The sequence below is a fragment of the Hyphobacterium sp. CCMP332 genome, from assembly GCA_014323545.1.
Classification (GTDB): domain Bacteria; phylum Bacteroidota; class Bacteroidia; order Cytophagales; family CCMP332; genus CCMP332.
Genome location: CP058647.1, coordinates 2,302,570 through 2,327,033, shown reverse-complemented (window position 1 = coordinate 2,327,033; position 24,464 = coordinate 2,302,570). Strand labels below are relative to the sequence as shown.

Here is a 24,464-nt window from a genome sequence, read left to right as displayed (position 1 = left end):
CATTGGAAAATTTCCGGAATTTCAGAGCTGTTGGTGATGCTTTAAAAACCGGCAGACTGACGTGCAAAGCGCTTGTAGAATATCATCTTGAGCAAATAAGAAAATATTCTGAGCACAACGCTTTTCTTGAAGTTTACGAAGAAGAAGCAATCAGAAAAGCCGAAACGGTAGATGCCAAATTGGGTTCGGGAAAGGCAGGTCCGCTTGCCGGCCTGGTAGTGGGACTGAAAGATGTGATTTGTTTAAAAGATCATGGACTACAAGCTTCAAGTAAAATTCTGGATGGCTTCAAATCTCAGTTTACAAGTCCTGCCGTTCAAAAACTAATCGATGCCGATGCCATAATTATTGGAAGACAAAACTGCGATGAATTTGCAATGGGCTCTTCGAATGAAAATTCAGCATTTGGTGAAGTTAAAAATGGCATTGATCCGGAGAGAGTGCCGGGAGGATCTTCAGGAGGTTCTGCCGTTGCAGTTCAAATGAATATGTGTCAGGTTTCTCTGGGAAGTGATACAGGTGGTTCCGTTCGTCAACCAGCCGCATTTTGTGGTGTAGTCGGACTAAAACCTACTTATTCCAGAATTTCAAGATACGGACTCATCGCTTATGCCAGTTCATTTGATACCATAGGCATTATTTCCAAATCTGTTGAAGATGCAGCCCTTGTATTGGAATTCCTGGCCGGTGCAGATGGCATGGACAGCACAGCCTCTCAAAAAGAAGTGCCTGCTTATTCAAAAAAATTAAAGGTAGAAGGAAAGAAAAAAATTGGATTGCTTAGAAAAGCTTTGGATTCCGAAGGTATTCAACGGGAAATCAAAGAAAAGACGCTAGAACTCTGCGAAGCACTCAAAAATGCAGGTCATGAAATTGTAAATATAGAATCCCCTTTCATGGATTATGCATTACCAACCTATTATATTTTAACTACAGCTGAAGCAAGTACAAACCTATCCCGATTTGATGGTGTAAAATATGGCTATCGAAGTGAAAATGCCGATACGCTTGAAGAAATGTACAAAAACACCAGAACCGAAGGTTTTGGAGAAGAAGTTAAGCGAAGAATAATGCTTGGAACCTTTGTTTTGAGTGCAAAATACCACGATGCCTATTTTACCAAAGCACAGAAAGTACGTAGAAAAATAAGAGATTTCCTATATCAACAATTAGAAGAAGTAGATTTCGTTCTAAACCCAACAACACCAGAAACTGCTTTTAAAATTGGAGAAAAAACGGATGATGTATTGAGCCTGTATTTAGCCGACTTATTTACCGTGCAAGCTTCTGTTGCAGGATTACCGGCTATTTCCATACCATATGGTGAAGATAAAAAAGGTCTGCCCATTGGTATTCAAATTATGGGAAAAGCATTTGATGAAACCAAATTACTCGCTTTTTCGAATTATATTGAGAATGAAATCAATGAAAAAGTACTTCCTTAACATAGCACTGACTTTATTTGTCGGACTTCTCTTTTCATCTGAATCCTATTCAGAAGTACCTCTGGTTGTTTGTCAGAATGAATACCTCGAACTGGATGAAAATCTCTTAGTAGACAGGCTATCATGTATTGAAAATCATGTACCCCTTCCTTATAACAGGAGAGTAAGTGGCTTTATTGATTATTTTATTCGACGCGACAGGGCCTATACCCAGGCGGTCATGAATGCTCAGGAATTGTACTTCCCCATTTTTGAAGAAGCATTGGAAAGACACGGATTGCCGGATGAATTAAAATACCTGGCCATTGTGGAGTCGGGATTAAATCCCAAAGCCGTTTCACCCGCTTATGCAGTTGGATTGTGGCAGTTTATGAACAGTACTGGTAGAAGTTATGGACTTAAAGCGGATATTTTAATTGACGATCGCATGGATCCCTTTCTAGCCACAGAAGCGGCCTGTAAATATTTAAAATTTCTACACGGAATGTTCAATGACTGGCCCCTGGCTTTGGCAGCATATAATTGTGGTCCCGGAAATGTGAGAAGAGCAATTAGACGTTCCGGATACCGAAAAGACTTTTGGGAAGTTTATCGCTATCTACCTAGAGAAACACGGTCTTATGTTCCTCAATTTATCGCCATTACATATGTATTCAATTATGCCGAAGAACATATGTTGTTCCCGGATAATAGCCAGTATTTTCCTGAGTATAAAGAAATTGTCGTTAGTCAGAATTTAAGTTTAAATGCATTGGCCGCAGAATTAGGTGTTTGTATTGATGACTTAAGAAAATTAAATCCCCAATTGAAAAAGGATGTTGTGCCGATGCATAGAAAAGAATATAGGTTTAGAATTCCAGCAATAGCCTATGAAAAATTTGAATCCAATTCTGAAGTTATCTTAAAAAATTCAGAGAAATTAACAGAAGAAGAAATCGTATTAATTGCACAGGTTGATCGCTTGAGTCCATTTGGTAAGGAAAAACACTACCATAAAGTAAGAAGTGGAGATGTATTGGGACTCATTGCTGAAAAATACCATGTGAGAGTCTCCGATATAAGGCGTTGGAACAATTTGCGTTCTAATACCATACGCGTTGGCCAGAATCTAGTGATTTGGAAGGTGCCCGGTTATGTCCCGGCGAGCACAACTCAATATGCCAAGACTGTCCAACCTAAAAGTCCGATTCCCGCTGACAAAGTATATCTTGTCAAATACGGCGATACCCTTTGGGACATTTCGAGAAAATTTGAGGGCTTGAGTATTGAGAAAATTAAAAAGCTCAACAACCTCAGTAGCAATACCATTAAGCCAGGTATGAAACTTCGCATTGGCTGATCAATCAAATCTACCTGTATATACTGTATCACAACTTGCATTGAGAAATGGACAAGACAGAGATGAAGTCTGGATTGCCTACAAGGGAAATATATATGATGTGAGTCGCTCCAAGCTCTGGAGAAAGGGTATGCACTATGAACATTGGGCCGGTCAGGATTTAACGCATGAATTACCGGATGCACCTCACAATGCTAATGTATTTGACAAATTCGAAGTAATTGGAATATTAAAGGATACTAGTCCGAATACTTAGGGTCATAGCCTTCATCCCCAAAAAGGTAGAGAAATATCACACGGCTGTATTTGAAGTTATATGGAAAGATTAATAAAACTGCAGCACAAATAATGCAGATATAAACCCAGGCAGGAGGGTCATTTAGTAAAAAGAAAACGCTAAAACCTACCACAAGAAAAAGTCCGGTTGAAATCCCATAGCTTATATACATACCACCATAAAAAAAACCTGTTTCCTTTTCGTATTGCAAATTGCAATGAGGACAGTTTTTGTGCATATCGGTAAGATGAAAGGGGTTTAGAATATTTGAATTATGAATATCTCCCCTTCTACATCTGGGACATTTTCCAAGAGCTATTGCCTGTAGCGCATTTAATTTTGCCATGGCGCAAAGATAAGCTGGGTCAATTAAGAATTAAGAATTTAAATTAAAAATTGAGTGACTGGTATAATAAATATCCCATTAATTTCAGGCAGTTGTTTAAATATCAATTAATTCAACCAACAAAGTAATAAGGCAATTAATTAACCCTTAATTGAGAAATTTTACTTTTCAATTTTAATCTTTTCATACAATGAAATAAACACACCGCGCTTCCTGAAAGATTGAATAAGCTTAAAATCTCTTTTCAGTTCTAGTATTTCTTCATCGTCAATATTGTTATAAATATTCGAGTAGAGCACGTATTCATTGGAATCGAGATTGAGATATTGATGTCTTTCCCGACTTTCGCTTAATTCCAAAAAACGTCTTTCAGAAACATTGGGGAATTCCGCAGCCACTTCCGAATATTCAATATTCTTCTTTTCTAAATATGCATTCATTTTCTCCCGTAATTCGTAATAAGGCCAATGTGCAAGGCTTGCATCCCATCCTTTAGCTATACCCTCCGGATATATCCAAAAATTTCCCGACAATAAAGCCCCTAGAACAACTAGGTAAATGATATTTCGCATTTTGCTATTGTTTACAAATACAAACAACATGTAAAGGAAGCAAAGCACTAAAATCAGAAATAATGGTAATAAATAGCGGTGTGCACTTAGATATTTGTAAGTTGTAAAGCTGTATCCCAAACATATGGTCAGGGACATAACAATAAAAATCAAATATTTGAACTTCTGATTTAGTTTTATTTTGCCTACTCGTGTAAGCGTAATTATTATAATAGCAATTACAACAAATACTCTTCCGAAATCAATAATTCGCCAGACCATTATGCCGATATTATATATAAAACCCTGAAATCGCACTCTTTCAAAACTTCCCATCCAGGGTGATTCGGGATGATAAGCGAGCCATCCCTTTTCTGCATAGTGAAATAAGAAATAAGGCAATATACCAATGACGGCCGGCCAGTATGCCAATGAAATTCTCAGAAGTGAAGAAAAACTAAATCTCTTTCCTTCAAGGGTATTTAAATAAATATCGAATAACAAAAGTGCAAAGGCTACCATCAGACCTCTCATTGAAATTAGAAAGAGGCCAATGAGTCCTAAAGCGATTAGAAAACGATGGTTTTTAAGAATCCCATTTAGCATTAGTAAAAAGCAAAAAACCAGAACTATATCAGGACTGACAAGTACCGACTGACCTAAGAGAGTTGGTTCTGCCAAAAACAATATAAGTGAAAGGAAGACATAAGGTTTAGGAATAAAATATCTTATCAGCACATTGCATTGCCAGACAATTCCAAACAAAAAAGGCAAAATAGCTAAATGTGAAACCCATAGCGTTTTGCCTAAAATTTTCCACCAAATGGCCAGGTAAAATCCAAAAGCCGGTATATGACCACTGTCGATATTATTTGGTAATAACGTTTTATCTAGTCCATTTTCAAAAAAATGGTGGGCTTGCATGCTGGCCAACTGGACTGTATCCCAAAAAAATATATGATTCAGGGATAAAAGCGTTAAAACCAAAAATAAACAGTAAAAAGGAATTAACGGAAAATGCTTTTCGATGGAGCTCAACATCCTTTAATTTCTATTCGTAAAGCTCAGGGTGTTCTGTTTTCATTTTTGCAGCATATGAACAGACCGGAACCACTGCCAGATTTTTTTCTTTGGCATAATTAACCACTTCCTTTATGAGTTTTTTACCCAAGCCCCGGCCACTGTATTCCGGAGAGACAGAGGTGTGTTTTATGACCAATCTGTCATCAAATGGAATATCATAGGATAATTCCCCCAATACCTCGCCATCATCAGAAATTTCAAATCGCGAGTAAACTTCATCTATTACATTATTTATTTCCATAACTAAGCAAATAAACAGGAATAAGTTTAATCAATATTTTTTTCATCGTTTGAATATTTGGTATAGTTTCTCCATTTTTCAAGCAATTCCAGAAAGTTTGCAGGCAATTCAGAATCCAATTGCAGGAATTTCTTAGTCCCTGGATGCACAAAACCCAAGGTCTTTGCATGTAAAGCTTGTGCGGGCATTAGTTTGAAACAATTTTCAATGAATTGCTTGTATTTAGAAAATCTCGTGCCCTTGAGGATTTTATCTCCGCCATATTCGAAATCACCAAACAGTGGATGCCCAATGGCCTGGAAATGCACTCTTATCTGATGAGTCCTTCCCGTCTCCAAATTGCATTTCACCAATGTGACATATCTGAAACGTTCAATTATTTCATAATGGGTAACTGACCACTTTCCTTTCTCTTCTTCATCGAACAAGCAGCGAATTTTTCGATCTTTCTGACTTCTTCCAATATATCCACTAATGGTTCCTTTTGCTTCTCCGGGATCTCCCCATACTAATGCGTAATAGGTTCTTTCTGTTTTTTTATCAAAAAATTGTTTTGCCAAATGAGATTGTGCAAATTCATTTTTCGCTATAAGTAAAAGTCCTGATGTGTTTTTATCGATTCTGTGTACCAGACCCGGTCTTGGGGCATTATCACTGGCTTTTGGTAAAGAACCAAGATGAAACATTAAAGCATTGATCAATGTACCATCCCAGTTGCCTATAGCAGGATGAACAACCATTCCGGCAATTTTATTAACAACTAAAAGATCCTCGTCCTCATAGATAATTTCAATAGGAATATCCTGTGGAATGATATCAATATTTTTTGGGGGTTCCGGTAAGGTAACAACGACTTCATCCCCAGGCTTAATTTTATAATTGGGTTTAACCGAATTGCCATTAACCAATACCAGGCCTGCCTTTATCCCATTTTGTAATCTTGTTCTGGTTACATTATTAAGTCGATCCATAAGAAATTTATCGATTCGAAGCAGGGATTGGTTTCCATCGGCAATCACCCGATATTTTTCGTATACCAGCTCTTCTTCGTCTTCAGATTTGTTATTCTCAGGATCAGAATTCATATTGCAAAATATGGAATTGTTCGACAGCAGCGCAAATATCCCAATTCAAAGAATACAATTCCCGGAAATAAAGGATGGTCCCTCCTTTTTTATCAAAAGACTTGATTTAATTCATCCCATTTATGGTGGAAATAAAATATTCAAACTGAAATATCATATTGCCAAGGTTCAAAATGAAAAAATTCAGGCGATTCTAAGTTTTGGAGGTCCGTTTTCAAATCATTTATATGCTCTTGCCGGACTATGTCAAAAATTAGGGATCCCATGTTATGGTATTGTACGAGGTTTTGAACCATACAAAGAAAATCCAAATCTTCAATTTTGTATAAAGGCAGGTATGCAAATATTTTTTCTTTCTCCACAATATTTTAATTCTGCTTTGGAGCGAAATAAAATAATTGAAGAAATCCAAAAGGAAATAGGCCCCATTCATATAATTCCTGAAGGTGGTACGGATGAAATGGGAATACTTGGCGCTTCCGAAATGCTATCGGATAATGAACTCAATTTTGATTATTACTGTATCGGAGTGGGCAGTGGTGGGAGCATATCTGGTTTAATAAGAAAAACCAATGGAAAAGGCCGGGTTTTAGGTTTTTCAGCTTTAAAAAACGGGCAATACCTCGAAGAATCAATAAATTCCTATACTAAGAATTATCCAAAAAGCTGGAAGTTGTTTCATGACTATCATTTTGGCGGCTTCGCGAAGCAAAATAAGACCTTAAAAGACTTTGAGAGGACATTTGAAGCGAATAATGACCTTGAAATCGATCCTGTTTATCAGTCAAAAATGCTTTTTGGATTAGAGGATTTAACAAAAAAACACTATTTTTCCATTAAGGATAAAGTACTAATTATCCATACAGGTGGCTTACAGGCAAAAAATGGCTTTGAATACATGGCCAAAAAGTAAACTAGAAAATTGAATTATGGGTAGTCGTTTTCTTATTAGAATTTTTCCCTGGCTTCTCTCTATTTTATTAGTAGGAGGAATCTACTGGATGCTTGAAAATAAAATGGAAAAAGACCTTGAAGAAGCTAAACTTACTTTAAAACAAAAAAATATAGAAGAGCTCATTATGAATTTGGGGAAACTCGAACTAATGCATTATAAATTTAAGGATGTGCTTTTTTATGAAACCTTGGAGCCCTATATCGAAAAGAAATATTCCATTTCCGGCGATGAACCAATAGCAATTGTACAAGGGATTGCATTTGCGGGAATAGATTTTGGCAAAGTAAGTTCAGAAGATTTTCAGATTGGAACAGACTCGGTAATGACGCTGGTGGTCCCTTATCCAAGTCAGTTTAGCTATACTTTGTCCGATGATATTCGAATTATAACAAAAAGCAATATCGAGAAAGAATTAATTATAAATGCAATAAAGGAAATGGTTAAATCCCATGATGCCGAGGCCATTCAACCTCTGGAATTAGAGATTAAAGAAGATCACATTTTGATGATTCTTGAACCTGTTCTTGAAAACCTAACCAATGAAGATGTAGAAATACGATTTGTTAAGAAAGACTAATACTTTTTTAAAAATTCGCTGATCATTTTACTCTCATAACCTCTGCCGTACAAAAATCTAAAGAGCTTAGCTTTCTTTTCAAAAATCGTTTTTGCTTTTAAACTTTCCCATTTGCGATTCGCTATTTCATCAAAGCGCCTTTTGTAGCTTTCATCATGTAAATCGTCCAGCAATCCTTTAAAGAGATCTTCGCTAATTTTTCTGATTTTCAGCTCTCTTTCAATCCTTTTGATTCCCCATTTCTTAATTTGAAATTTTCCATTGACGAAAGCTTTTACGAATCGCTTTTCGTTTAAATAGCCACTTTCTTTAAGTTTATGGATATAATTTTTCTGTGCTTCTTTATCTGTCACACCCAGTAAATAGCATTTTTTGTATATATCAAATCGACAGCGTTCCTGGTAATCGCAATATCTGAGAAGTTTTTCGAATACCTGCTCTTCGCTTAAGTCTCCGGGATTATACCTTTTTGCCATTAAGGCAAATATCACAATTTTGGCTTGGCATAGGGCAGTCTTTCGATCAATTTAGTTTCGTGATAGGCATCGAGCCCCGAACCACTCAAAATACCCATGTTCTCAAGATTAATATAACCATCTACTTCAATGCATGATTTCGGCAAAAAGACATTTTGAATTTCGGCTATTATTAGGTGAGTACCATTACTTTTAATATCGTATGATTCTCTGAATATCATTTCAATTTTCAAGGAGGATTCTTTTACAAAAGGAACCTGACAATCTCCCAGAAATTGCATATTAAGTCCTGCTGTCTCAAATTCTGACGTCGATTTATCATAACGGGCAGCCGTCTGATGGGCTTTGCGGTAAAAGGATTTATCCACCGAGTTGAGAGTAAATAATTTTATCTCTTTTATATTTTCAAAGCTGTGTCTTTCCACTGAATTCGGCCTTGAAATCAAGCCGAGCAAAGGAGGATTGGCTCCTATATGAATCACAGAATTAAAAATGGCCAAATTTGAATTGCCCTGTTTATCTATTGTTCCGATTAAAAAAAGCGACTTAAAGCCGCTTAGAGAGTTGACAAACTGCGTTCTGAAGTGTTTGTCCATGCATTCAATATCAACGTGATTAATATTCATATTACAGGGGTCTGGTTGATGACATTCCACCGTCAAGATGTAAAATTTGTCCGGTCATCCATTTTGATTTGTCGCCGATAAGAAATTCAATGGCATTGCTAATATCTTCAACGGTTCCTATTTTCTTTAATGGATGTCTTTCTTCACTTGCTTTTATTTTATCATCATTGCTTAAAAGTTTTTCCGCAAGCGGGGTTTTGGTGATTGAAGGAGCGATGGCATTAACTCTTATTTTTGGGGCAAATTCTGCAGCGAGAGTTCTTGTTAGACCTTCGATTGCACCTTTTGCACTAGCGATGCTAGCATGAAAAGGCATACCGTTTTGAACGGCCACCGTTGAGAAGAGCACTATTGAAGCCTGTTCTGAGTTTTTTAATGCTTTTAATGATTGCTGAATGGCCTTTACCGCACCGAAATAATTAATGTTCATTTCTTCTTGAAACTCTTCCGCTTTTATTCTGTGAAAGGGCTTGAGGTTAATAGTCCCCGGACAGTAAATCAATCCATCCAACTGATCGGGAATAATTTCCAATTCAGAATCCGAGTTAGCATCCCATTGTTGAGAAGCATCTGCCTCAATTTCAAGCGGTTTTTTATTATGAGTGGCGAAAATATTGTGTCCCTCTTCTTTTAATTTTCTAGCTATCCCCTCGCCTATCCCAGAACTCGCACCTATTATTAAATAATTTGACATTTTGTACTTTTTATTTTTATAAACAGCATCAGGCTCCTCTTGTTTATAAAATCTTTAAATCGAAAATTGAAAACGAGTTTTTTTTCTCAAACCTTTTGCAGATTATTGCCAAATGACCTATCAGCAGTTAAAAGATGAAATTTTAAGGAAAGGCAGTTTTTTAAGTGTCGGCCTTGATCCGGACCTCAATAAAATTCCTCCGCATCTTTTAGATACATCCGACCCAATATTTGAGTTTAACAAAGCCATTATTCAAGCTACAAAGGATTATTGCGTTGCTTATAAGCCAAATATCGCATTTTATGAGTCTCTGGGTTCTAAAGGCTGGGAAAGCCTTGAAAAAACCCTTGAGATTATACCCGATAATATTTTTAAAATAGCGGATGCCAAACGCGGTGACATTGGCAATACGAGTAAATTATATGCCAAGGCATTTTTTGAACAAATGAATTTTGACGCCATTACCCTTGCCCCATATATGGGTGAAGATTCGATCAGGCCATTTATGGAATACGACAATAAGTGGGTCATCATTTTAGGATTGACTTCAAACAAAGGCAGTGAAGATTTTCAAATGATTAAAGCCCATGACCAAAGGTATTATTTTGAACATGTAATAGAAGAATGTTCAAAATGGGGTACAAATCAAAATACGATGTTCGTTACAGGCGCAACCAAAGCAGAATACATGCAAAAAGTAAGGGCACTTATCCCAAATCATTTTTTATTGGTTCCCGGAGTGGGGGCACAAGGTGGAAGTCTTGATGAAGTCGTAAAATTCGGGATGAATGACGATGTAGGATTACTTGTAAATTCATCAAGAGGAATAATATATGCTTCAAACGGAGCAGATTTTGCTCAAATGGCTAAAAGGGAGAGTAAACATCTTCAAGAAGAGATGGCCGATTATCTGGAATAATTTAAATACCTCCCCAGGCTTTTCTCAATGCCAATTGCGCTGGACTTGGATTCTCCATGGGTTCCAGAACATGATAATTGGTTTTTTTAATTTCTACTGCGCTTCCAATTAAATCGTATTCCTTTTCTTTTCCTTTTTTATTGTAACGAACAACCGAAAATTTCAACTCATCGCCTGCTTTCAGCCCTTTTTTAAGTTGAGTAATCACTTTATTGAAATTGCTACCATTGATTAGAATGCCATTGATTCGAATAATTTCATCGCCTTCTTCAAAACCCATTTCTTTGCCAAAATCATTTAAATTGTCGGTCGATCTGACAAGGATTCTGTCTTTTTCAGCATTGTAGCCCAGACCCACATCTCCAAAAGTTATTTCAGTACTTTGCAAGCTGTCATAATAATTTATACCGATCATTTCAAGAATCTCTTTCAGAGGTAGGGGCTTGTTTCCATCTACATGATTTTGAAAAAAATCTTCGATCTGTGGGTAGGTGACCATTTCAATACGGTCAAATAACTCTTCGTCTTTAAAGGCCTCATCCTTTCCATAAATGTTGCTGAGATCCTTCATCATATTTTGGGTTCCATATTCCCCTTCAGAATAGGCACGAAGCTTAATATCGAGACATAAACCTATTAATGCTCCTTTGAAATATACATTGGGATATTCTTTTTGATATTCGTCAAGGCAACCTTCACTCATCCTTGTAAAAGATAATGTATCATTAAAGGATCTTTTTGAAACTCTTATTTTAGATCTTATCAAACTCAAATATTCTTCAAAACTTATAAGTCCTTCTTTCAATTGTACATGGCCTGCTGCATATTCGGTTAAACCCTCATACAACCACAAATGCTCGGACATTTGAGGATTTTGGAAATCAAAATTGTGGATTTCTTCAGAGTGTATCGTAAGGGGAGTGATCACATGAAAAAATTCATGGGCAGTGACATCTATAATACCCTGAGCTATGTTATTAGCACTTTGCTCCCGCATGGAAAGTACTGTTGAATAGGAATGTTCCAATGCTCCGGAACCTTTTGAAAGGGGTATTTTGTCAAAAAGATAAATTAGAATTACGTATTTGTTGACCGGCAAATCTCCACCCAAATACTGAGCCTGAGCGTTCAATATTTGAGAGATTTGCTGCATTACTTCTTCTGCGCTAAGAATATTGTTGGGGGAATACACCGATACCACCACTTTCGTTTTTCCCAGGTATATTGAAGCGGTATCCGGGATGGTATACATGATGGGAGAATCAATCAATTCATAATAATCAACGGATAGAAAACGATCGGACTTTTTTGACGTCATTAGTTGTTGCAATGGTGTTGCACCATAAAACCCTTCAGGTTTGACAATTTCCAAATCAAAGGCACGTCGTTTTAAACCCTCCAGGTATCCAAAAATTCCAAAGGTATTTAAGAGGTAGTTTTCACCTTCTTCGAAATTGGTTCCCGCCGGCTCAAAAATTACGGTATCCTTTTCAGTATCGTAACTGTCTTCAACCCAATATTTAATACTGTGCAAACCTTGTGCATCACTTATTTGCCAGCGATTTGGACTTAATCGCCTGACCGGCAGGGCCAGCCCTTTTTCATCAAAAGCAGCAAAATCATTGATAAACCTCCCAAAATCATAAATACTGTAAGTTCCCGGGACAATTTTTGGAAATTGAAATTCAATGCTGTCGCCATAATTATGAACCGGAACAATCAATTCCACTTTGACCATATCGTTTTTCACATTGACAAGATCAACTTTGTATTGATAAGCTTCGTTTTTGTTATCCGCGCCGGAAGTCAGATTAAAACTTAAGACAATAAGAAGAAAAGCATATATGTATTTCGGCATGGAATTCAGATTAATGAATTTCAAAAATAAACAGATTTGCCCCATTGAGGGGCAAATAAATTATTAATATGTAATTCTGATTAGAGCAGGGCTTTTTCTTTTACATTTTCGGTAACCACCTGGCCATCGAATAAATGAATAATACGATGAGCATACTCTGCATCTGAAGGTGAGTGCGTCACCATAATTATAGTTGTGCCTGCTTCATTAAGTGAAGAAAGCATCGACATCACTTCCTGCCCGTGGGTTGAGTCGAGATTACCGGTTGGCTCATCAGCCAATATTAATTTTGGTTTTGCAATAACTGCCCTCGCTACAGCCACTCTTTGCTGCTGGCCACCGGAAAGTTGTTGTGGGAAATGGTTTTCTCTGTGACGTATCTGCATTTGTTCCATCACTTCGGTAACCCTTTGCTTTCTTTCCTGTCCGGGTACCTTAAGATATATCAGCGGCAATTCAATGTTTTCAAAAACAGTCAATTCGTCTATGAGGTTAAAACTTTGAAATACAAATCCGATATTGGATTTACGCATATCCGCTCTTTGTCTTTCAGAAAAACCTGAGACCTCCTTGTCTGCAAAATGAAATTCTCCAGCGCTGGGGTTATCAAGCAATCCCAAAATATTTAAAAGTGTCGATTTACCGCATCCCGAAGGACCCATAATCGCCACGAATTCACCTTCTTTTATTTCTATGTTTACCTGATCCAGAGCCGTGGTTTCCACATCTTCGGTTCGGTAGACCTTTGTTAGATTTACTGTTTTGATCATTGCACTATAAGTTTAATTATTCCTTTATTACCAATTTATCAATATTATCATATCCCTCATATGAAGATACAATTACCTTTTCACCTTCAATTAAGCCATCTAAAACTTCATAATAGCGTGAATTTTGACGACCTGTACGTATTTTTCTTTTAACGGCTTCATTTGATGATTCGTCGAAAACAAAAATCCAATTTCCACCGGTTTGTTGAAAGAATCCTCCGCGTGGAATTAAAAGCGCCTTGGTAGGATCACTTAATTCTAATCGAATTTGAGTGGTCTGTCCTCTTCTAATTTGTTCGGGATAATCTTTTACAAATTTCATATCGACTCTGAACTGTCCATTTGTTACTTCGGGATATACCCGCGTAATTTCCAGTTCATGCCTTGCTCCTGCAAAATCAAAATAACCCTTCAAGCCTGGGAATACCCTTGATACATAATGTTCATCAATAAGAGCGCGTACTTTAAATGAATTGATATCATCAATTTGACCAATATTCTGACCGGGATCCACGGATTCCCCAACTTCCTGATCAATTGAACTTATCAATCCTGAAATAGGAGCAATAATCAGAAGATTACTCAAATTTTCCCTGTTGAATTCTAAATTTCGCATCGTTTGAGAAAGGGTTCTCTCCAACTGGTTTATTTGTGCCACCATATTTATTGAATCGATTCGTTGAGATTCAATTTCAATCATTCTTTGCTTTTTTAATCGTTCATAATCCCATTTGGATTGAAGAAACTCCTGTTCCGACAATACTTTTTCTTCATACAATTCCTTGTTTCTCATGTAGATATCTTCAGCCCTGGCAAGATTGTAATTGATATCGTTTAAAGACCTTTTTAATCTAAATCGATTTTGCTGAAGACTAAGCCTGGTACTTTGAAGATTATTAATTAAATCGGAAGCCCGGGTTTCCTGTTCAAGAAATGACATCATCATGTTGTGATTTGTCAATTTTAGAATCGTATCTCCTTCTTTTATGCTCGTTCCTCCTATGGTGTATTTTTTTTCGACTCTCCCTCCTTCTATGGCATCGAGAGTTACAGTGCGTATGGGTTGTATAGTACCATCGATTGGAATGTAATCTATATAGTCACCAAAGCTTACTTCTGAAATACTGATTCTTTCTTTATCTATATTGAGTTTACGAGACCCATCGGCTATAATTAGATTATACGCAATAAATAAAACAAGCAATGCTGATCCTAGCCATATTGCGATTTTCTTTGGTGGCCACTTTTTCTTTTCAATCTTTCGATCCATCGTATCCCTACTAAGTTTTCATTTCAATGCCAATAAAGATGCCAAACTTAAAAATTGCACAAATTCCAATATTTAATGCCCATTCATCAACATACAATTTTAATGAGCCTTAATTAAACAAAATAATTGTTCATAATCGAACAACTGCTGTCCGTTAAAATACGCCTGTTTGACCCCATTATGCAAAAAAACTCATTTAAATCTGCTAAGCTAAGTTCAATTTTTTGGCATGCGCTTTGGGGCATTTTTACTGAGGTCAAAATTAAATTGTTATGTTACGTTTAAAATTTCCAATACTCCTATTGGCAATATTATTTACAAATATTGCATTTGCAAGCGGAACTGAAAACAGGGAATCCAATGCTCCATTAAGTGTAGAAGCAAGTGATTTACAAATATCAGTTTTTCAAAATACAGAAGATCATCGTTATATCGTAAGTTTTAAAAATGAAACTGAAAAGCCGGTAGCACTAAATCTGAAAGACAAAGAAGGTAAAAGTATTTATACTGAAATGGTTAAAGGCAAAGGCATTTACAACAAGCGCTTTGATTTAATCAATCTCGTCGATGGAGAATATACGGTCACGGTTGGCAATGAAATTACCAGTTTGGTTAAGGAATTAGTCATTAAATAAGGAATTACACACTTGAAGAAAAAAGTCGGATAGAAACCGACTTTTTTTATGCTTTATATTTTAGAGTCATTAGTTTTATACTATGATTGGATATTTCGAATATCAAAGCCTTCAGAACAAAAAAATGCATTTGCAAAATCTCGTTGCACTTGCTGAAGCAGATGGAAAGCTGCACGCCGATGAAATAGATTTGCTTAATAAAATTGGCAAACACTACGGCCTAAAGAAAAATCAAATCCTCGAAATTTTCAGGGAGCAAAAAAATGCCGAACAAAAAATTCCGGTAAATTTTGATCAAAAAATAAACCAGCTATTTGAAATGGTCAAATTAATGATGGTGGATAATATCGTGGACGAAAAGGAAATGGAAATAGCTACCGAAATGGCAGAAAACCTTAATTTTAAAAAAGGGGTGATTCAAAAACTCATTGAATTAAATCAAAAGAAATCTTTGAGCATGTGGGAATGGGAAGAGTTTAAAACGCGTGCCCTCGATGATTATTTAGGCTGATTTTAAAAGATAATTGTCAAAATGTTTTTCTCACCATTGAAATTTTGGATTTGCCTGAAAAATAAAAGTTGAGAAAATTTACCTACGTGTCATTTTGGAGAGGAAAATCTTTGATTGCTTATAAACTCCTCATCCGTCAGGCTGTTTAGAAAAGCAATAATATCGCTCTTTTCTTCCTCGGAAAGGGGTATTCCATACGACCCGTCCTCATTCTTAAAATGTTCGTCGAGGCTTGGCGAGTTTTTTACCTGAGCACTGTAGTGCTTGAGAACCTCTTCAAGGCTTTCAAACCTTCCATCGTGCATATAGGGTGCTGTAAGAGCTACATTCCTAAGTGTTGGTGTTTTAAACTTACCCAGATCAGCGGAATCAAAAGTGATCCGGTATCTGCCGGTAAAAATATATTCATTTGAAATATCATTCCAGGAACTATCAATGCCATTATTATGAAAGCTATTATCGGTAAATAAAAATCCCGAATGGCAGCTACTGCAATGCTCCTCGTACAATGTCAACCCATTAAGCTCCTGCACGGATAAAGTGATATCTTCTTCATTTCGAATATATTTATCGTATCTGGAATCTCCCGAAATTAGAGTTCTTTGAAATTGCGCCAGGACTTTCAAAACCTGTGTGAGCTCTATATCGCCCGGTCCGAAGGCATTTTGAAAAAGCAGCGGATATTCCGAATCTTCATTTAACTCTTTTACCAGTTCAACAATGTCCTGATTCATTTCATCGGGATGACCTATAGGTCCTAAAGCCAATGACTCAATATTTTTTGCTCCCCCTTCCCAAAACAGTCCGGGCATCCATGCCAGATTTATTAAAGCAGGCGTATGACGCAATAAGGCTTCACCACTGACTCCTTTTCTGGTCAGGGCATCGCCATCAGTAAATGCCTTACTTTGAATATGACAAGAGGCGCAGGAAACCTGATTATTACCAGAGAGTATAGGGTCGTAAAACAGCAGTCTTCCCAGTTCAATTTTTTCCATTGAGAATTCATTGCTTTCGGGTACAGGAAGATCCTCAAAATTGGAAGGAACCTCCACCACAAAAATTTCATCCTGCGGCAGAGGTTCATGACTTTCCCGACATGAATAAATGATCAAAGCCAGGATAAAAATTCCAATATGATTTAAATATTTAATCACTCAGCATGATGTAGCATGAACATATTTGAGATGTTTTCATTCATTCTATTCCAGGCGGGTTCCTCGGTGAAAAACATCCATATTCCATCCTTTTCGCCTAATTCAATTGAATTTGGTTGCTCAAACATATTTTTGACTGAAACCATGAAATGTGCAATGTGATCACCACCTTCGGTCACTACCAAATTTGCTGCCAATGGAATTTCTTTTTTAATGTAATAGGCATTTAGACCGGTGTGAATCCTTAGCGGTTGGTAATTGGAGCTGTCTTCTTCAAAATACGTTCCATCCAACCTTAGGAATTTATAGCCTGTGTTCCATGCCCAGAACATACCATTTGATAAACTTAATTCCCCTTTTCCGGATCCGAGTGTATCATTATTTGCCGGATCTACCCCAAGTGCAAATTCCAGGCTGGTATATGTACCACTTGGAATTTCATCAATAAGGATCATTTCACGTGTATTATCAGCTGTTTTTTCTACCAAATAATAACCGTCTTCATCCTGATAGGCCGTATCGGTTCCATTAAAAAGAATAATATTAGAGATCCAATACCTTATACCCGAAACAGTAATACTGTCTCCGGAAGAAGTGGCATATACCTCATTCAATTCTAAATCAATATCAGCCATAGCATCGTATTTGTTGTCAAAGTGAATTGTAAGTTTGCCGTTTCCGTCAATTGGATCTACGGGTGTTGTTGTATCATCATCACCGCATGATACAATTGTGAATGCCATGCCTATACTTAAGAGCACAGCAAAAATGCTTTTTAAAGATTTCATTTGTTAAAATTTTAGAGTTAGTAAATAATTGTAGGCTTTTGAAAAGCCAAATAGAAAAACGACTTATCTAAGCGTATTTGGGGGGCGGGCTGTCTATTTCCAGAAATGGATCCTTAGATATTTTCTCACAATCAGAAATAAAAAATGATTTTACAAGTATTTCTCTGCCCGGATTAAATACGATTTCTTCTGTTTCATTTTGGAAAAAAGCAAAGCTCAACACCGGGCTGAATACCGCTTTCTTTTGGGCCTCCTTGTCAGTTTCAGCTTTAAGCTTTTTCATCAAATAACATTGTCCATTACAATCAGATTCAGGGTTAAAACGATTTACACACAAATTATTGGCTATATAATCCCTGTTAAAATCAAAATGCACTTTAACAAAGGTCAGATTTATGCTGTGAACCAGCATTGATGCTAAAAAGAAAAATGGCAATATGGTTTTTGACCATTTCAATTATTCGATTGATGTAATTACGATCATCCCATTGCCATAATTTTCTACAATTAATAAAGCATTTGGACCTCCCATAATATTTCTGTTATTGGCTTCTTTGAGTGAAAGCACATTGGGCTCAGTATAAATTTTTCCCAAATCGACATTAAAATTGACTCTTCCTGCATTTTCTGATTCCAAGATCAATGTATCTGAAAAACTAAATTGCGGTATTTCAAGGTTAATCATATCGCCAATATGAGCGGTCAATCCGGTAGAATTATTGGGCGTTGACAGGCTGTCTGAAAAATATCTCCCCTCCAGCAATAAAAATTTATAACCGGTGTTCCAATCCCAATACATGCCTTCCTGTTGAAAGAGAATCGGAAAACTCTCCGGTTTGAAATTCATAGCAGAATCCATTCCAATGTGAAATTCCATGGATGAATAATTGCCAACCGGCACATCTTCAATGGTCAACTGAAAATTAGTCACTCCATTGGATGCTTTTACCAGATAATATCCCTCCTCATCAATCCATTTGCCGCCATCGGATTGCCTTAAAGTCAAATTACTTAAAATGAACTTAAACTGGTCAATGCTCACCGTATCCTCATTGCCCAAAACATATCTTCCTGTACCAAGTTCTAATGCCTCAGTACCAACTTTAAACTCAAAATTTAAAACCAGATCCGTAGTAGTTTCCGGCACAACAACAGGGTCGTCATCATTATCACATGAAATAATTATGATTGAAGACAGGATGATTAGTGCAATTAGATGTTTCATTCTTCTAAAAATGGATTTGTAAACCGTGGATCATTGATTAATTCATTATCAGTAAGTGTTTTTAGAAAAGCAATAATTGCTGACTTTTCACTTTCCGTAAGACCCAATTGAATGGTTTTCCCATCGGGGCTGATAATTCCCTGCTGATCCGGGTCATTATTTACATACATGAGTGTACTAAGCGTGTTACTAACCTGAACATGTTCGTTGTAATGTTCCAATACCTCTTCCAAAGTATTAAACCTTCCATCGTGCATGTATGGAGCAGTTAATTCTACATTACGCAAGGAGGGAGTTTTAAATTTTCCTTTATCATTAGGATTATTTGTTACCTTGAAATAACCATCATCTACACGTGTATCATCAGATTCCAATCCATTATTTTGCATACCCTGTGCACCTACAAATTTGTTGAAATTAACACTGGTATGACAATCGCCGCAATTTCCGCCTCTTTCAAAAATATACAATTGAAAATCCTGGTTCCATTTTGGGCCGGGATGCGTAGAAAATAATTTTGAACCTAATTGTTCCTCTGAAGTCAGACTTTCTTCCCCCCTTTTAAATTTATCGAATTTGGAATCTTTTGAAATGATCCCCTTTTCAAATTCACTGATTGCAATAGCAATTCTTTCAGGTGTAATCAAAGTGTCGCCATAAGCGTGAAAAAATAAACTATCGTACAATTCAAGCTTATCAAGTCTGTCAACGGCTTCTGCCAAAGTTAAATCCATTTCTATATGATCCTGAATTGGCATTAAAGCTTGTTCCTCCAAAGTTTTTGCACGGGCGTCCCAGAAAAATAAATCCTCCCAAAGCATATTTACCACAGACATGGCATTTCTTGGGGTAGGTTCGGCATTTAGACCCAGGCTGAATTGCCTTCCGTCTGTAAATGCTTTATTCTGATGATGACATGAGCCGCATGATATTGTATTATTTCTGGAAAGTCGATTCTCGTAAAAGAGATGACGACCCAATTGAAATTTTTCTTCAATAATTTTATTGTTCGCTATTTCAGGAAAATATGCAGGTATTTCCAGTTCTACTTCTGTGGGTTGATATACCCAGTCTTTCCCTTCTGGCGCAGGGTTATTTATCGGTGGAGCAGTTCCCTCATCGTCATTATTACAGGAGAAAACCGCTGATCCGATAAAAATAATCGATATGTAGATCCATTCATTTTTCATACATCATCCTTAAAACTGAAAATGGCACCAAATGGTGCCATTCTTAAGAATTGAATTAACTATTTCATTTTATCCAGAACTGACATCACTTCAAAAACGTGATCTCTCGATTCATGAAGCAATGCTGTTTCCTCTTTATTGAGATCTAATTCAATAATTTTCTCAATACCATTTTTACCAAGAATCACAGGAACACCCAGATAGCAATTTTTGATACCGTATTCGCCATTTAATTGAGCACAAACCGGAAATACTCTTCTCTGATCTTTTACAATGGCCTCGACCATTTGAGCAGCAGCCGAACCCGGAGCATACCATGCTGAAGTTCCCATTAATTTAACTAACTCACCACCACCGAATTTTGTTCTCTCGACGATTTCATTGAGCTTCTTTGAATCAATCAATTCTGTTACTGGTATACCTCCAACAGTCGTGTATCTCGGAAGCGGAACCATAGTATCGCCATGTCCACCCAGTATCATCGCCTGAATATCCTTAGGAGAAACTTTGATGGCTTCGGCTAAAAATGCTCTGTACCTGGCTGTATCAAGTATTCCGGCCATTCCCATCACACGGGTTCTTGGCTCTTTTGAAGTTAAATGCGCCTGATATGTCATTACATCCAAAGGATTTGAAACCACTATTATAATTGCGCCCGGTGAATATTTGATAACATTTTCTGTTACCATTTTCACAATTCCTGCATTTGTAGAAATTAAATCATCTCTTGTCATTCCGGGTTTTCTCGGCAATCCTGATGTGATCACAATTACTTCTGAACCAGCCGTTTTGGAATAATCATTCGTTGATCCCGTAGTATGGCTATCATATGCATTGATAGGAGATTTCTGCCAAATATCTAACGCTTTTCCTTCGGCCAAACCTTCTTTTATATCAACAATTACAATTTCATTGGCAATTTCTCTATACGCCAATACGTCGGCGCAAGTGGCTCCAACATTTCCGGCCCCTACTACTGTTACTTTCATTTTTTAATGTTTTAAGATTGAATTAAGAATTTCCGCTAAAATAATCAATTAGATTATTCTAAATGCATTCTAAGAGATATTATCAAAAGCATTGGATAATTCGAAAAACCCAAAGGATGATTTATAAGATTTATACAGGTTTTGATTTAATTCATAATAGGATTCCGCTAGGGCCTGTAGCATTTTAGCTTTAATCTCAATCTTTTTTTCGAATAGATCCAAGATATTAATTTGTGGAATAACGTAAAGTTCGCAGTGCTCGGATTCCACAATAGCATTATAAATCCTTTCTGATTTGGCCAATAAGGAATTATCACCAAAACAAGAGCCGGCAGTGCGGTTGGTTAAGGTTTCAAATTTTTCTCCGATATCAATGTTTAATGATACCTTCCCCGATTTAACAATATACAAGGCCTGACTTGGGTCCCCTCTGAAAAAAACCACCTCATCCTTTTTGTATTTCCTTTGATGCAGGTATGGGACAAGCTGTGCCAAATCATCATTATTCAAATATTTGAATAGATTTATTTTGGAAAGGAATCTGAAAAAATTCAATTCATCGAGCCCGTAGGATTTTCCAAATGGATTTTTCATAATATTTCTAGTCTTAAGGCCTGTTTTGTATTATCAGTAATCCGGTATTTTTCGCTGATTCTTTGACCAACAACCCAAACAATGTCTTCACCGGACAGCAAAACATATTGATTTTTTTTGAAATTCAGAGGAACCTTAAGATCAATTAAAAAATCACTGATTTTTTTTTCTCCTTTCATTCCAAGGGGTTGAAATTTATCACCTTCTTGCCAGGGTCTTAATTTTAAAGGATAGGTTATCAATGCGGCATCTAAAATGGCTACATTTTTGTCTTTTTCAATGGTGAAATCTTTTTTTAAATGATTGGCTTTAATTGAAGAATTCTCCAAATGATTTAAATCCTCGGGTTTTTCAATTATTAGCTCTTCAGATATTTTGTTTTTTAATGTGATTATAAAATTGGTCCTGTCTTTAACACACATGTAATCTTCCGCATAAAACGTTTTCCCGCTTTCAGAATTTAAACTCTTTACCATGTCATGAAACTGATTAAAATTAAATTTCAGGCATTTAATGTATTCCCAAAAGATGAACAGTTCTTCCGGATTATTTTTTAGACGGGAAATGTTGACACTAATAGAATCCTTTTTTTCCTGAATCCAATCCGACTTTGCTTCTTTCAATTTAGACTCCAAAAAAAAGCGCAACAAATGCATTTGATTGGAAGCGTCAGAAAAGGTCTTTAAATAGGATGGGTTAATTTCTTCTGCGACGGGTACAATTTTATGACGGACTATATTGCGCTGATAATACAAAGAAGAATTGCTTTTATCTTCTCTCCAATTCAGGCCGGTTTTGGAAGCATATTCCTCAATGTCCTTTTTGGAAAAGGAAATCAAGGGCCTGATTATATTATTATTGATATCAGGAATACCTGAAATAGATGAATAGGTGCCCGATTTAATAAAGTTTAAAATTGCTGTTTCAAAACTATCTTCCAAATGGTGAGCGGTTAACAGGTAATCGTAATTGAAACTATCCATGACCTGTTCAAAAAATTCATAACGGATTTTTCGAGCTGCCATTTGCACCGACATTTTCCATTCATCCGCTTTAATTCCGGCATTTTCACGATGAGAATAAAATGGCACTTCAAAGCGTTTCGACAAATCCTTGACGAAATGTTCATCCTTTTCAGAATCTTCTTCTCTTAATAGAAAATTTACATGCGCTATCGCAAAGTCATAGTCTGTTTTACTTATCAGATCGCATAATACTACTGAATCAATACCGCCGCTAACCGCTAATAGAAGTCTGTTTTTTTTCTTAAGTCTATACCTTTCTTTGAGTAAATTTGAGAAATGCTCTAACATATTCGCTAGTCGGAGTAAATTTGTGCGCTTCAGGATGAAAATTTACAAGCTTTATATTGTTTTTACACTTTTATTTTTACAAAATGACCTATTGAAGGCTCAAAATGTAATTATAAAGCAAACAGATGTTTTTAAAAGTGGCAAATTCAATGATCAAAAGATCAATAAACTTTTGGGGAATGTTATTTTACAGCAAAAAGATATAACACTGTACTGTGATTCGGCATATCAGTATGTAAAAAACAACAATAAGCTGGAAACCTTCGGACGAGTAAAACTCGTCAAATCAGACACGGTAACATTGACCTGTGATAAATTGACTTATGAAGGCAGTCTAAAGCTTGCCAAGGCGAGGAATAATGTAATTCTTACAGATCCGCAAATGAAGCTTTATACGGACAATCTCGACTTTGATCTAAACAGCAATCAGGCCTATTATGTAAAAGGTGGTAAAATTATTAACGGGGATAATACTTTAACCAGCGAGAAAGGCAGGTATGACACCGATCTTAAAATGATGCATTTCAAAAAAGATGTGCATTTGCTCTCACCTGAAAGAGAAATGTTTTCAGATACCATGGATTACCACACCGAAAGAAAAATAGTTTATTTCACCGGTCCTACAAAAATCATCAGTGAAAGTGGTACGGTTTACACTGAAAGCGGACAATACGACACACAGGCAAAACTCTCCAATCTCAATGCGAGAAACCGGCTTGAAAACGAAGAGTACATCATGGAGGCGAATGAAATGATATTTTCCCAAAATGGTAATTCGGGAAAAGCCTGGGGCGATGTTTTTCTTTACTCCAAAGAGGAAAATATTATTTTGACCGGTGACATCATGCTATTTGGGGGAGAAAGTGGGCGCTCAAAATTATGGGGGAACACACTTATGCTGTATCCTATGGAAGAAGATACGCTTTATATGCGCGCCGACACACTTATTTCTGAAACAGTGGATTCCACTGAGGACAAAAAAATTCTGGGTTATCGCAATGTGAAAATTTACAAAACAGATATGCAGGGAAAATGCGATTCGATGGTATATAATTCAGCGGATTCAATGATAACTTTTTTTAATGATCCGGTTATCTGGGCAGAAAAGAATCAAATGACTGCAGACACCATATCTATTCAAATGGCGAATGGTGCTATAGATAAAGTATTTATGGATATCAATGCATTTATCATTTCTCAGGATACAATTGGGAATTTTAATCAGGTCAAAGGAAGACACGTCGTAGCTCAATTCGACTCGGTTTTTATTCGTCAAATCGTTATAGACGGCAATGGAGAGAGCATTTATTTTGCACTCAAAGAAGAGGACCTGAGCGTAATTGGTATGAACAGGGTTTTATGCAGCAATATGACCCTGGATTTTGCAGATAAAGAATTGCAATTCATACATTTTTATGTGGAACCCGATGCTAAATTCATACCCCCACAGGAACTATTGGATCCTGAAAAACGATTAAGAGGATTTATTTGGAGACAAAGCGAAAAGCCGAGCCGGGAATCTGTTATTTACTACGAAAAAAATAATTGAT

The 24,464-nt window shown here is 36.6% G+C and carries 27 protein-coding genes; 9 read left to right on the top strand and 18 right to left on the bottom strand.

Annotation, left to right across the window (positions count from 1 at the left end; all coding sequences use genetic code 11):
* Nucleotides 1-2: 2 nt before the first annotated feature.
* The 3 genes from gatA to HZR84_10255 are packed head-to-tail and all read left to right on the top strand — an operon-like array spanning nt 3 to nt 3,040.
* On the top strand, nt 3-1,445 hold the full coding sequence (gene gatA / locus HZR84_10265) for an Asp-tRNA(Asn)/Glu-tRNA(Gln) amidotransferase subunit GatA (protein QNL22307.1): 1,443 nt from the start codon (nt 3-5) through the stop codon (nt 1,443-1,445).
* A complete protein-coding gene (locus tag HZR84_10260; protein ID QNL22306.1) occupies nt 1,426-2,784 on the top strand; it encodes a LysM peptidoglycan-binding domain-containing protein in 1,359 nt (452 codons plus the stop codon). The genes gatA and HZR84_10260 overlap by 20 nt, the downstream gene beginning before the upstream one ends.
* Entirely contained in the window at nt 2,777-3,040 is a 264-nt protein-coding gene (locus tag HZR84_10255) for a cytochrome b5 (GenBank protein ID QNL22305.1), read from the top strand. The genes HZR84_10260 and HZR84_10255 overlap by 8 nt, the downstream gene beginning before the upstream one ends.
* Here HZR84_10255 and HZR84_10250 read toward each other — a convergent pair.
* From HZR84_10250 to HZR84_10235, 4 genes are all read right to left on the bottom strand, one after another.
* Nucleotides 3,024-3,299 carry a DUF983 domain-containing protein gene (locus HZR84_10250; protein QNL23239.1) on the bottom strand — a complete coding sequence of 92 codons (276 nt, stop codon included), beginning with the start codon at nt 3,297-3,299 and terminating at the stop codon, nt 3,024-3,026. The two genes, HZR84_10255 and HZR84_10250, sit on opposite strands and share 17 nt — an antisense overlap.
* A 269-nt stretch (nt 3,300-3,568) precedes the next feature.
* Nucleotides 3,569-4,999 carry a hypothetical protein gene (locus HZR84_10245; protein QNL22304.1) on the bottom strand — a complete coding sequence of 477 codons (1,431 nt, stop codon included), beginning with the start codon at nt 4,997-4,999 and terminating at the stop codon, nt 3,569-3,571.
* A gap of 10 nt (nt 5,000-5,009) precedes the next feature.
* A complete protein-coding gene (locus tag HZR84_10240; GenBank protein ID QNL22303.1) occupies nt 5,010-5,282 on the bottom strand; it encodes an N-acetyltransferase in 273 nt (90 codons plus the stop codon).
* Nucleotides 5,283-5,308: 26 nt separating this feature from the next.
* A complete protein-coding gene (locus tag HZR84_10235) occupies nt 5,309-6,367 on the bottom strand; it encodes an RluA family pseudouridine synthase (GenBank protein ID QNL22302.1) in 1,059 nt (352 codons plus the stop codon).
* Between the two features lie 10 nt (nt 6,368-6,377).
* Between HZR84_10235 and HZR84_10230 the strand changes: the two genes are divergently transcribed.
* A complete protein-coding gene (locus HZR84_10230; protein ID QNL22301.1) occupies nt 6,378-7,280 on the top strand; it encodes a pyridoxal-phosphate dependent enzyme in 903 nt (300 codons plus the stop codon).
* Nucleotides 7,281-7,296: 16 nt separating this feature from the next.
* A complete protein-coding gene (locus HZR84_10225) occupies nt 7,297-7,899 on the top strand; it encodes a DUF4230 domain-containing protein (GenBank protein ID QNL22300.1) in 603 nt (200 codons plus the stop codon).
* Here the strand turns inward: HZR84_10225 and HZR84_10220 are convergent.
* Genes HZR84_10220 through HZR84_10210 form a run of 3 tightly spaced genes read right to left on the bottom strand, consistent with a single transcriptional unit; the run spans nt 7,896 to nt 9,695 of the window.
* Nucleotides 7,896-8,375 (bottom strand): RecX family transcriptional regulator, encoded by a 480-nt coding sequence (locus tag HZR84_10220; protein ID QNL22299.1) that lies wholly within the window; start codon nt 8,373-8,375, stop codon nt 7,896-7,898. The genes HZR84_10225 and HZR84_10220 overlap by 4 nt on opposite strands.
* A gap of 11 nt (nt 8,376-8,386) precedes the next feature.
* The gene (locus tag HZR84_10215; GenBank protein QNL22298.1) at nt 8,387-9,001 is read right to left on the bottom strand and encodes a flavin reductase; all 615 of its coding nucleotides are present in this window, start codon (nt 8,999-9,001) and stop codon (nt 8,387-8,389) included.
* Between the two features lies 1 nt (nt 9,002).
* Nucleotides 9,003-9,695: an SDR family oxidoreductase gene (locus HZR84_10210; GenBank protein ID QNL22297.1), complete on the bottom strand. Its 693-nt coding sequence runs from the start codon at nt 9,693-9,695 to the stop codon at nt 9,003-9,005.
* 112 nt (nt 9,696-9,807) lie between these two features.
* Here HZR84_10210 and pyrF point away from each other — a divergent pair, with 112 nt between their 5' ends.
* Complete coding sequence (gene pyrF / locus HZR84_10205) at nt 9,808-10,614, top strand: orotidine-5'-phosphate decarboxylase (protein ID QNL22296.1); 807 nt, start codon at nt 9,808-9,810, stop codon at nt 10,612-10,614.
* A 1-nt stretch (nt 10,615) separates the two neighbouring features.
* On the opposite strand, the gene HZR84_10200 is transcribed toward pyrF, so the two are convergent.
* The 3 genes from HZR84_10200 to HZR84_10190 all read right to left on the bottom strand — a co-directional run bounded on the left by HZR84_10200 (nt 10,616) and on the right by HZR84_10190 (nt 14,512).
* On the bottom strand, nt 10,616-12,472 hold the full coding sequence (locus tag HZR84_10200) for a peptidase M61 (GenBank protein ID QNL22295.1): 1,857 nt from the start codon (nt 12,470-12,472) through the stop codon (nt 10,616-10,618).
* A gap of 80 nt (nt 12,473-12,552) precedes the next feature.
* Nucleotides 12,553-13,242 carry an ABC transporter ATP-binding protein gene (locus HZR84_10195; protein QNL22294.1) on the bottom strand — a complete coding sequence of 230 codons (690 nt, stop codon included), beginning with the start codon at nt 13,240-13,242 and terminating at the stop codon, nt 12,553-12,555.
* Between the two features lie 16 nt (nt 13,243-13,258).
* Complete coding sequence (locus HZR84_10190) at nt 13,259-14,512, bottom strand: efflux RND transporter periplasmic adaptor subunit (GenBank protein QNL22293.1); 1,254 nt, start codon at nt 14,510-14,512, stop codon at nt 13,259-13,261.
* A gap of 272 nt (nt 14,513-14,784) precedes the next feature.
* On the opposite strand from HZR84_10190, the gene HZR84_10185 reads away from it, so the two are divergent.
* Nucleotides 14,785-15,147 carry a hypothetical protein gene (locus tag HZR84_10185; protein ID QNL22292.1) on the top strand — a complete coding sequence of 121 codons (363 nt, stop codon included), beginning with the start codon at nt 14,785-14,787 and terminating at the stop codon, nt 15,145-15,147.
* A gap of 82 nt (nt 15,148-15,229) precedes the next feature.
* Nucleotides 15,230-15,658: a hypothetical protein gene (locus HZR84_10180; protein ID QNL22291.1), complete on the top strand. Its 429-nt coding sequence runs from the start codon at nt 15,230-15,232 to the stop codon at nt 15,656-15,658.
* Nucleotides 15,659-15,747: 89 nt separating this feature from the next.
* Here HZR84_10180 and HZR84_10175 read toward each other — a convergent pair whose 3' ends face one another.
* The 8 genes from HZR84_10175 to tilS all read right to left on the bottom strand — a co-directional run bounded on the left by HZR84_10175 (nt 15,748) and on the right by tilS (nt 22,914).
* Nucleotides 15,748-16,656 (bottom strand): c-type cytochrome, encoded by a 909-nt coding sequence (locus HZR84_10175; protein QNL23238.1) that lies wholly within the window; start codon nt 16,654-16,656, stop codon nt 15,748-15,750.
* 155 nt (nt 16,657-16,811) lie between these two features.
* A complete protein-coding gene (locus HZR84_10170; GenBank protein QNL22290.1) occupies nt 16,812-17,603 on the bottom strand; it encodes a hypothetical protein in 792 nt (263 codons plus the stop codon).
* A 67-nt stretch (nt 17,604-17,670) separates the two neighbouring features.
* On the bottom strand, nt 17,671-18,060 hold the full coding sequence (locus HZR84_10165) for a hypothetical protein (GenBank protein ID QNL22289.1): 390 nt from the start codon (nt 18,058-18,060) through the stop codon (nt 17,671-17,673).
* Nucleotides 18,061-18,828 (bottom strand): hypothetical protein, encoded by a 768-nt coding sequence (locus HZR84_10160; GenBank protein ID QNL22288.1) that lies wholly within the window; start codon nt 18,826-18,828, stop codon nt 18,061-18,063.
* Nucleotides 18,825-20,018, bottom strand: coding sequence for a cytochrome-c peroxidase (locus HZR84_10155; GenBank protein QNL22287.1), 1,194 nt, complete (start codon nt 20,016-20,018; stop codon nt 18,825-18,827). The genes HZR84_10160 and HZR84_10155 overlap by 4 nt, the downstream gene beginning before the upstream one ends.
* Nucleotides 20,019-20,077: 59 nt before the next feature.
* Nucleotides 20,078-21,007 (bottom strand): malate dehydrogenase, encoded by a 930-nt coding sequence (gene mdh / locus HZR84_10150; GenBank protein QNL22286.1) that lies wholly within the window; start codon nt 21,005-21,007, stop codon nt 20,078-20,080.
* 69 nt (nt 21,008-21,076) lie between these two features.
* A complete protein-coding gene (locus HZR84_10145; protein ID QNL22285.1) occupies nt 21,077-21,601 on the bottom strand; it encodes a cyclic nucleotide-binding domain-containing protein in 525 nt (174 codons plus the stop codon).
* A complete protein-coding gene (tilS, locus tag HZR84_10140) occupies nt 21,598-22,914 on the bottom strand; it encodes a tRNA lysidine(34) synthetase TilS (protein ID QNL22284.1) in 1,317 nt (438 codons plus the stop codon). Before tilS ends, HZR84_10145 begins: the two co-directional genes overlap by 4 nt.
* Nucleotides 22,915-22,948: 34 nt before the next feature.
* On the opposite strand from tilS, the gene HZR84_10135 reads away from it, so the two are divergent.
* Nucleotides 22,949-24,463 carry a hypothetical protein gene (locus HZR84_10135; protein ID QNL22283.1) on the top strand — a complete coding sequence of 505 codons (1,515 nt, stop codon included), beginning with the start codon at nt 22,949-22,951 and terminating at the stop codon, nt 24,461-24,463.
* Nucleotide 24,464 lies beyond the last annotated feature (1 nt).

Bases quoted from the DNA above. Each gene is read 5' to 3' on its own strand.
- HZR84_10260 (QNL22306.1), top strand. From the start codon at position 1,426: ATGAAAAAGTACTTCCTTAACATAGCACTGACTTTATTTGTCGGACTT.
- HZR84_10250 (QNL23239.1), bottom strand. From the start codon at position 3,299: ATGCACAAAAACTGTCCTCATTGCAATTTGCAATACGAAAAGGAAACA.
- HZR84_10245 (QNL22304.1), bottom strand. From the start codon at position 4,999: ATGTTGAGCTCCATCGAAAAGCATTTTCCGTTAATTCCTTTTTACTGT.
- HZR84_10240 (QNL22303.1), bottom strand. From the start codon at position 5,282: ATGGAAATAAATAATGTAATAGATGAAGTTTACTCGCGATTTGAAATT.
- HZR84_10235 (QNL22302.1), bottom strand. From the start codon at position 6,367: ATGAATTCTGATCCTGAGAATAACAAATCTGAAGACGAAGAAGAGCTG.
- HZR84_10230 (QNL22301.1), top strand. From the start codon at position 6,378: ATGGAATTGTTCGACAGCAGCGCAAATATCCCAATTCAAAGAATACAA.
- HZR84_10225 (QNL22300.1), top strand. From the start codon at position 7,297: ATGGGTAGTCGTTTTCTTATTAGAATTTTTCCCTGGCTTCTCTCTATT.
- HZR84_10220 (QNL22299.1), bottom strand. From the start codon at position 8,375: ATGGCAAAAAGGTATAATCCCGGAGACTTAAGCGAAGAGCAGGTATTC.
- HZR84_10215 (QNL22298.1), bottom strand. From the start codon at position 9,001: ATGAATATTAATCACGTTGATATTGAATGCATGGACAAACACTTCAGA.
- HZR84_10210 (QNL22297.1), bottom strand. From the start codon at position 9,695: ATGTCAAATTATTTAATAATAGGTGCGAGTTCTGGGATAGGCGAGGGG.
- pyrF (QNL22296.1), top strand. From the start codon at position 9,808: ATGACCTATCAGCAGTTAAAAGATGAAATTTTAAGGAAAGGCAGTTTT.
- HZR84_10200 (QNL22295.1), bottom strand. From the start codon at position 12,472: ATGCCGAAATACATATATGCTTTTCTTCTTATTGTCTTAAGTTTTAAT.
- HZR84_10195 (QNL22294.1), bottom strand. From the start codon at position 13,242: ATGATCAAAACAGTAAATCTAACAAAGGTCTACCGAACCGAAGATGTG.
- HZR84_10190 (QNL22293.1), bottom strand. From the start codon at position 14,512: ATGGATCGAAAGATTGAAAAGAAAAAGTGGCCACCAAAGAAAATCGCA.
- HZR84_10185 (QNL22292.1), top strand. From the start codon at position 14,785: ATGTTACGTTTAAAATTTCCAATACTCCTATTGGCAATATTATTTACA.
- HZR84_10180 (QNL22291.1), top strand. From the start codon at position 15,230: ATGATTGGATATTTCGAATATCAAAGCCTTCAGAACAAAAAAATGCAT.
- HZR84_10175 (QNL23238.1), bottom strand. From the start codon at position 16,656: ATGGAAAAAATTGAACTGGGAAGACTGCTGTTTTACGACCCTATACTC.
- HZR84_10170 (QNL22290.1), bottom strand. From the start codon at position 17,603: ATGAAATCTTTAAAAAGCATTTTTGCTGTGCTCTTAAGTATAGGCATG.
- HZR84_10160 (QNL22288.1), bottom strand. From the start codon at position 18,828: ATGAAACATCTAATTGCACTAATCATCCTGTCTTCAATCATAATTATT.
- HZR84_10155 (QNL22287.1), bottom strand. From the start codon at position 20,018: ATGAAAAATGAATGGATCTACATATCGATTATTTTTATCGGATCAGCG.
- mdh (QNL22286.1), bottom strand. From the start codon at position 21,007: ATGAAAGTAACAGTAGTAGGGGCCGGAAATGTTGGAGCCACTTGCGCC.
- HZR84_10145 (QNL22285.1), bottom strand. From the start codon at position 21,601: ATGAAAAATCCATTTGGAAAATCCTACGGGCTCGATGAATTGAATTTT.
- tilS (QNL22284.1), bottom strand. From the start codon at position 22,914: ATGTTAGAGCATTTCTCAAATTTACTCAAAGAAAGGTATAGACTTAAG.
- HZR84_10135 (QNL22283.1), top strand. From the start codon at position 22,949: ATGAAAATTTACAAGCTTTATATTGTTTTTACACTTTTATTTTTACAA.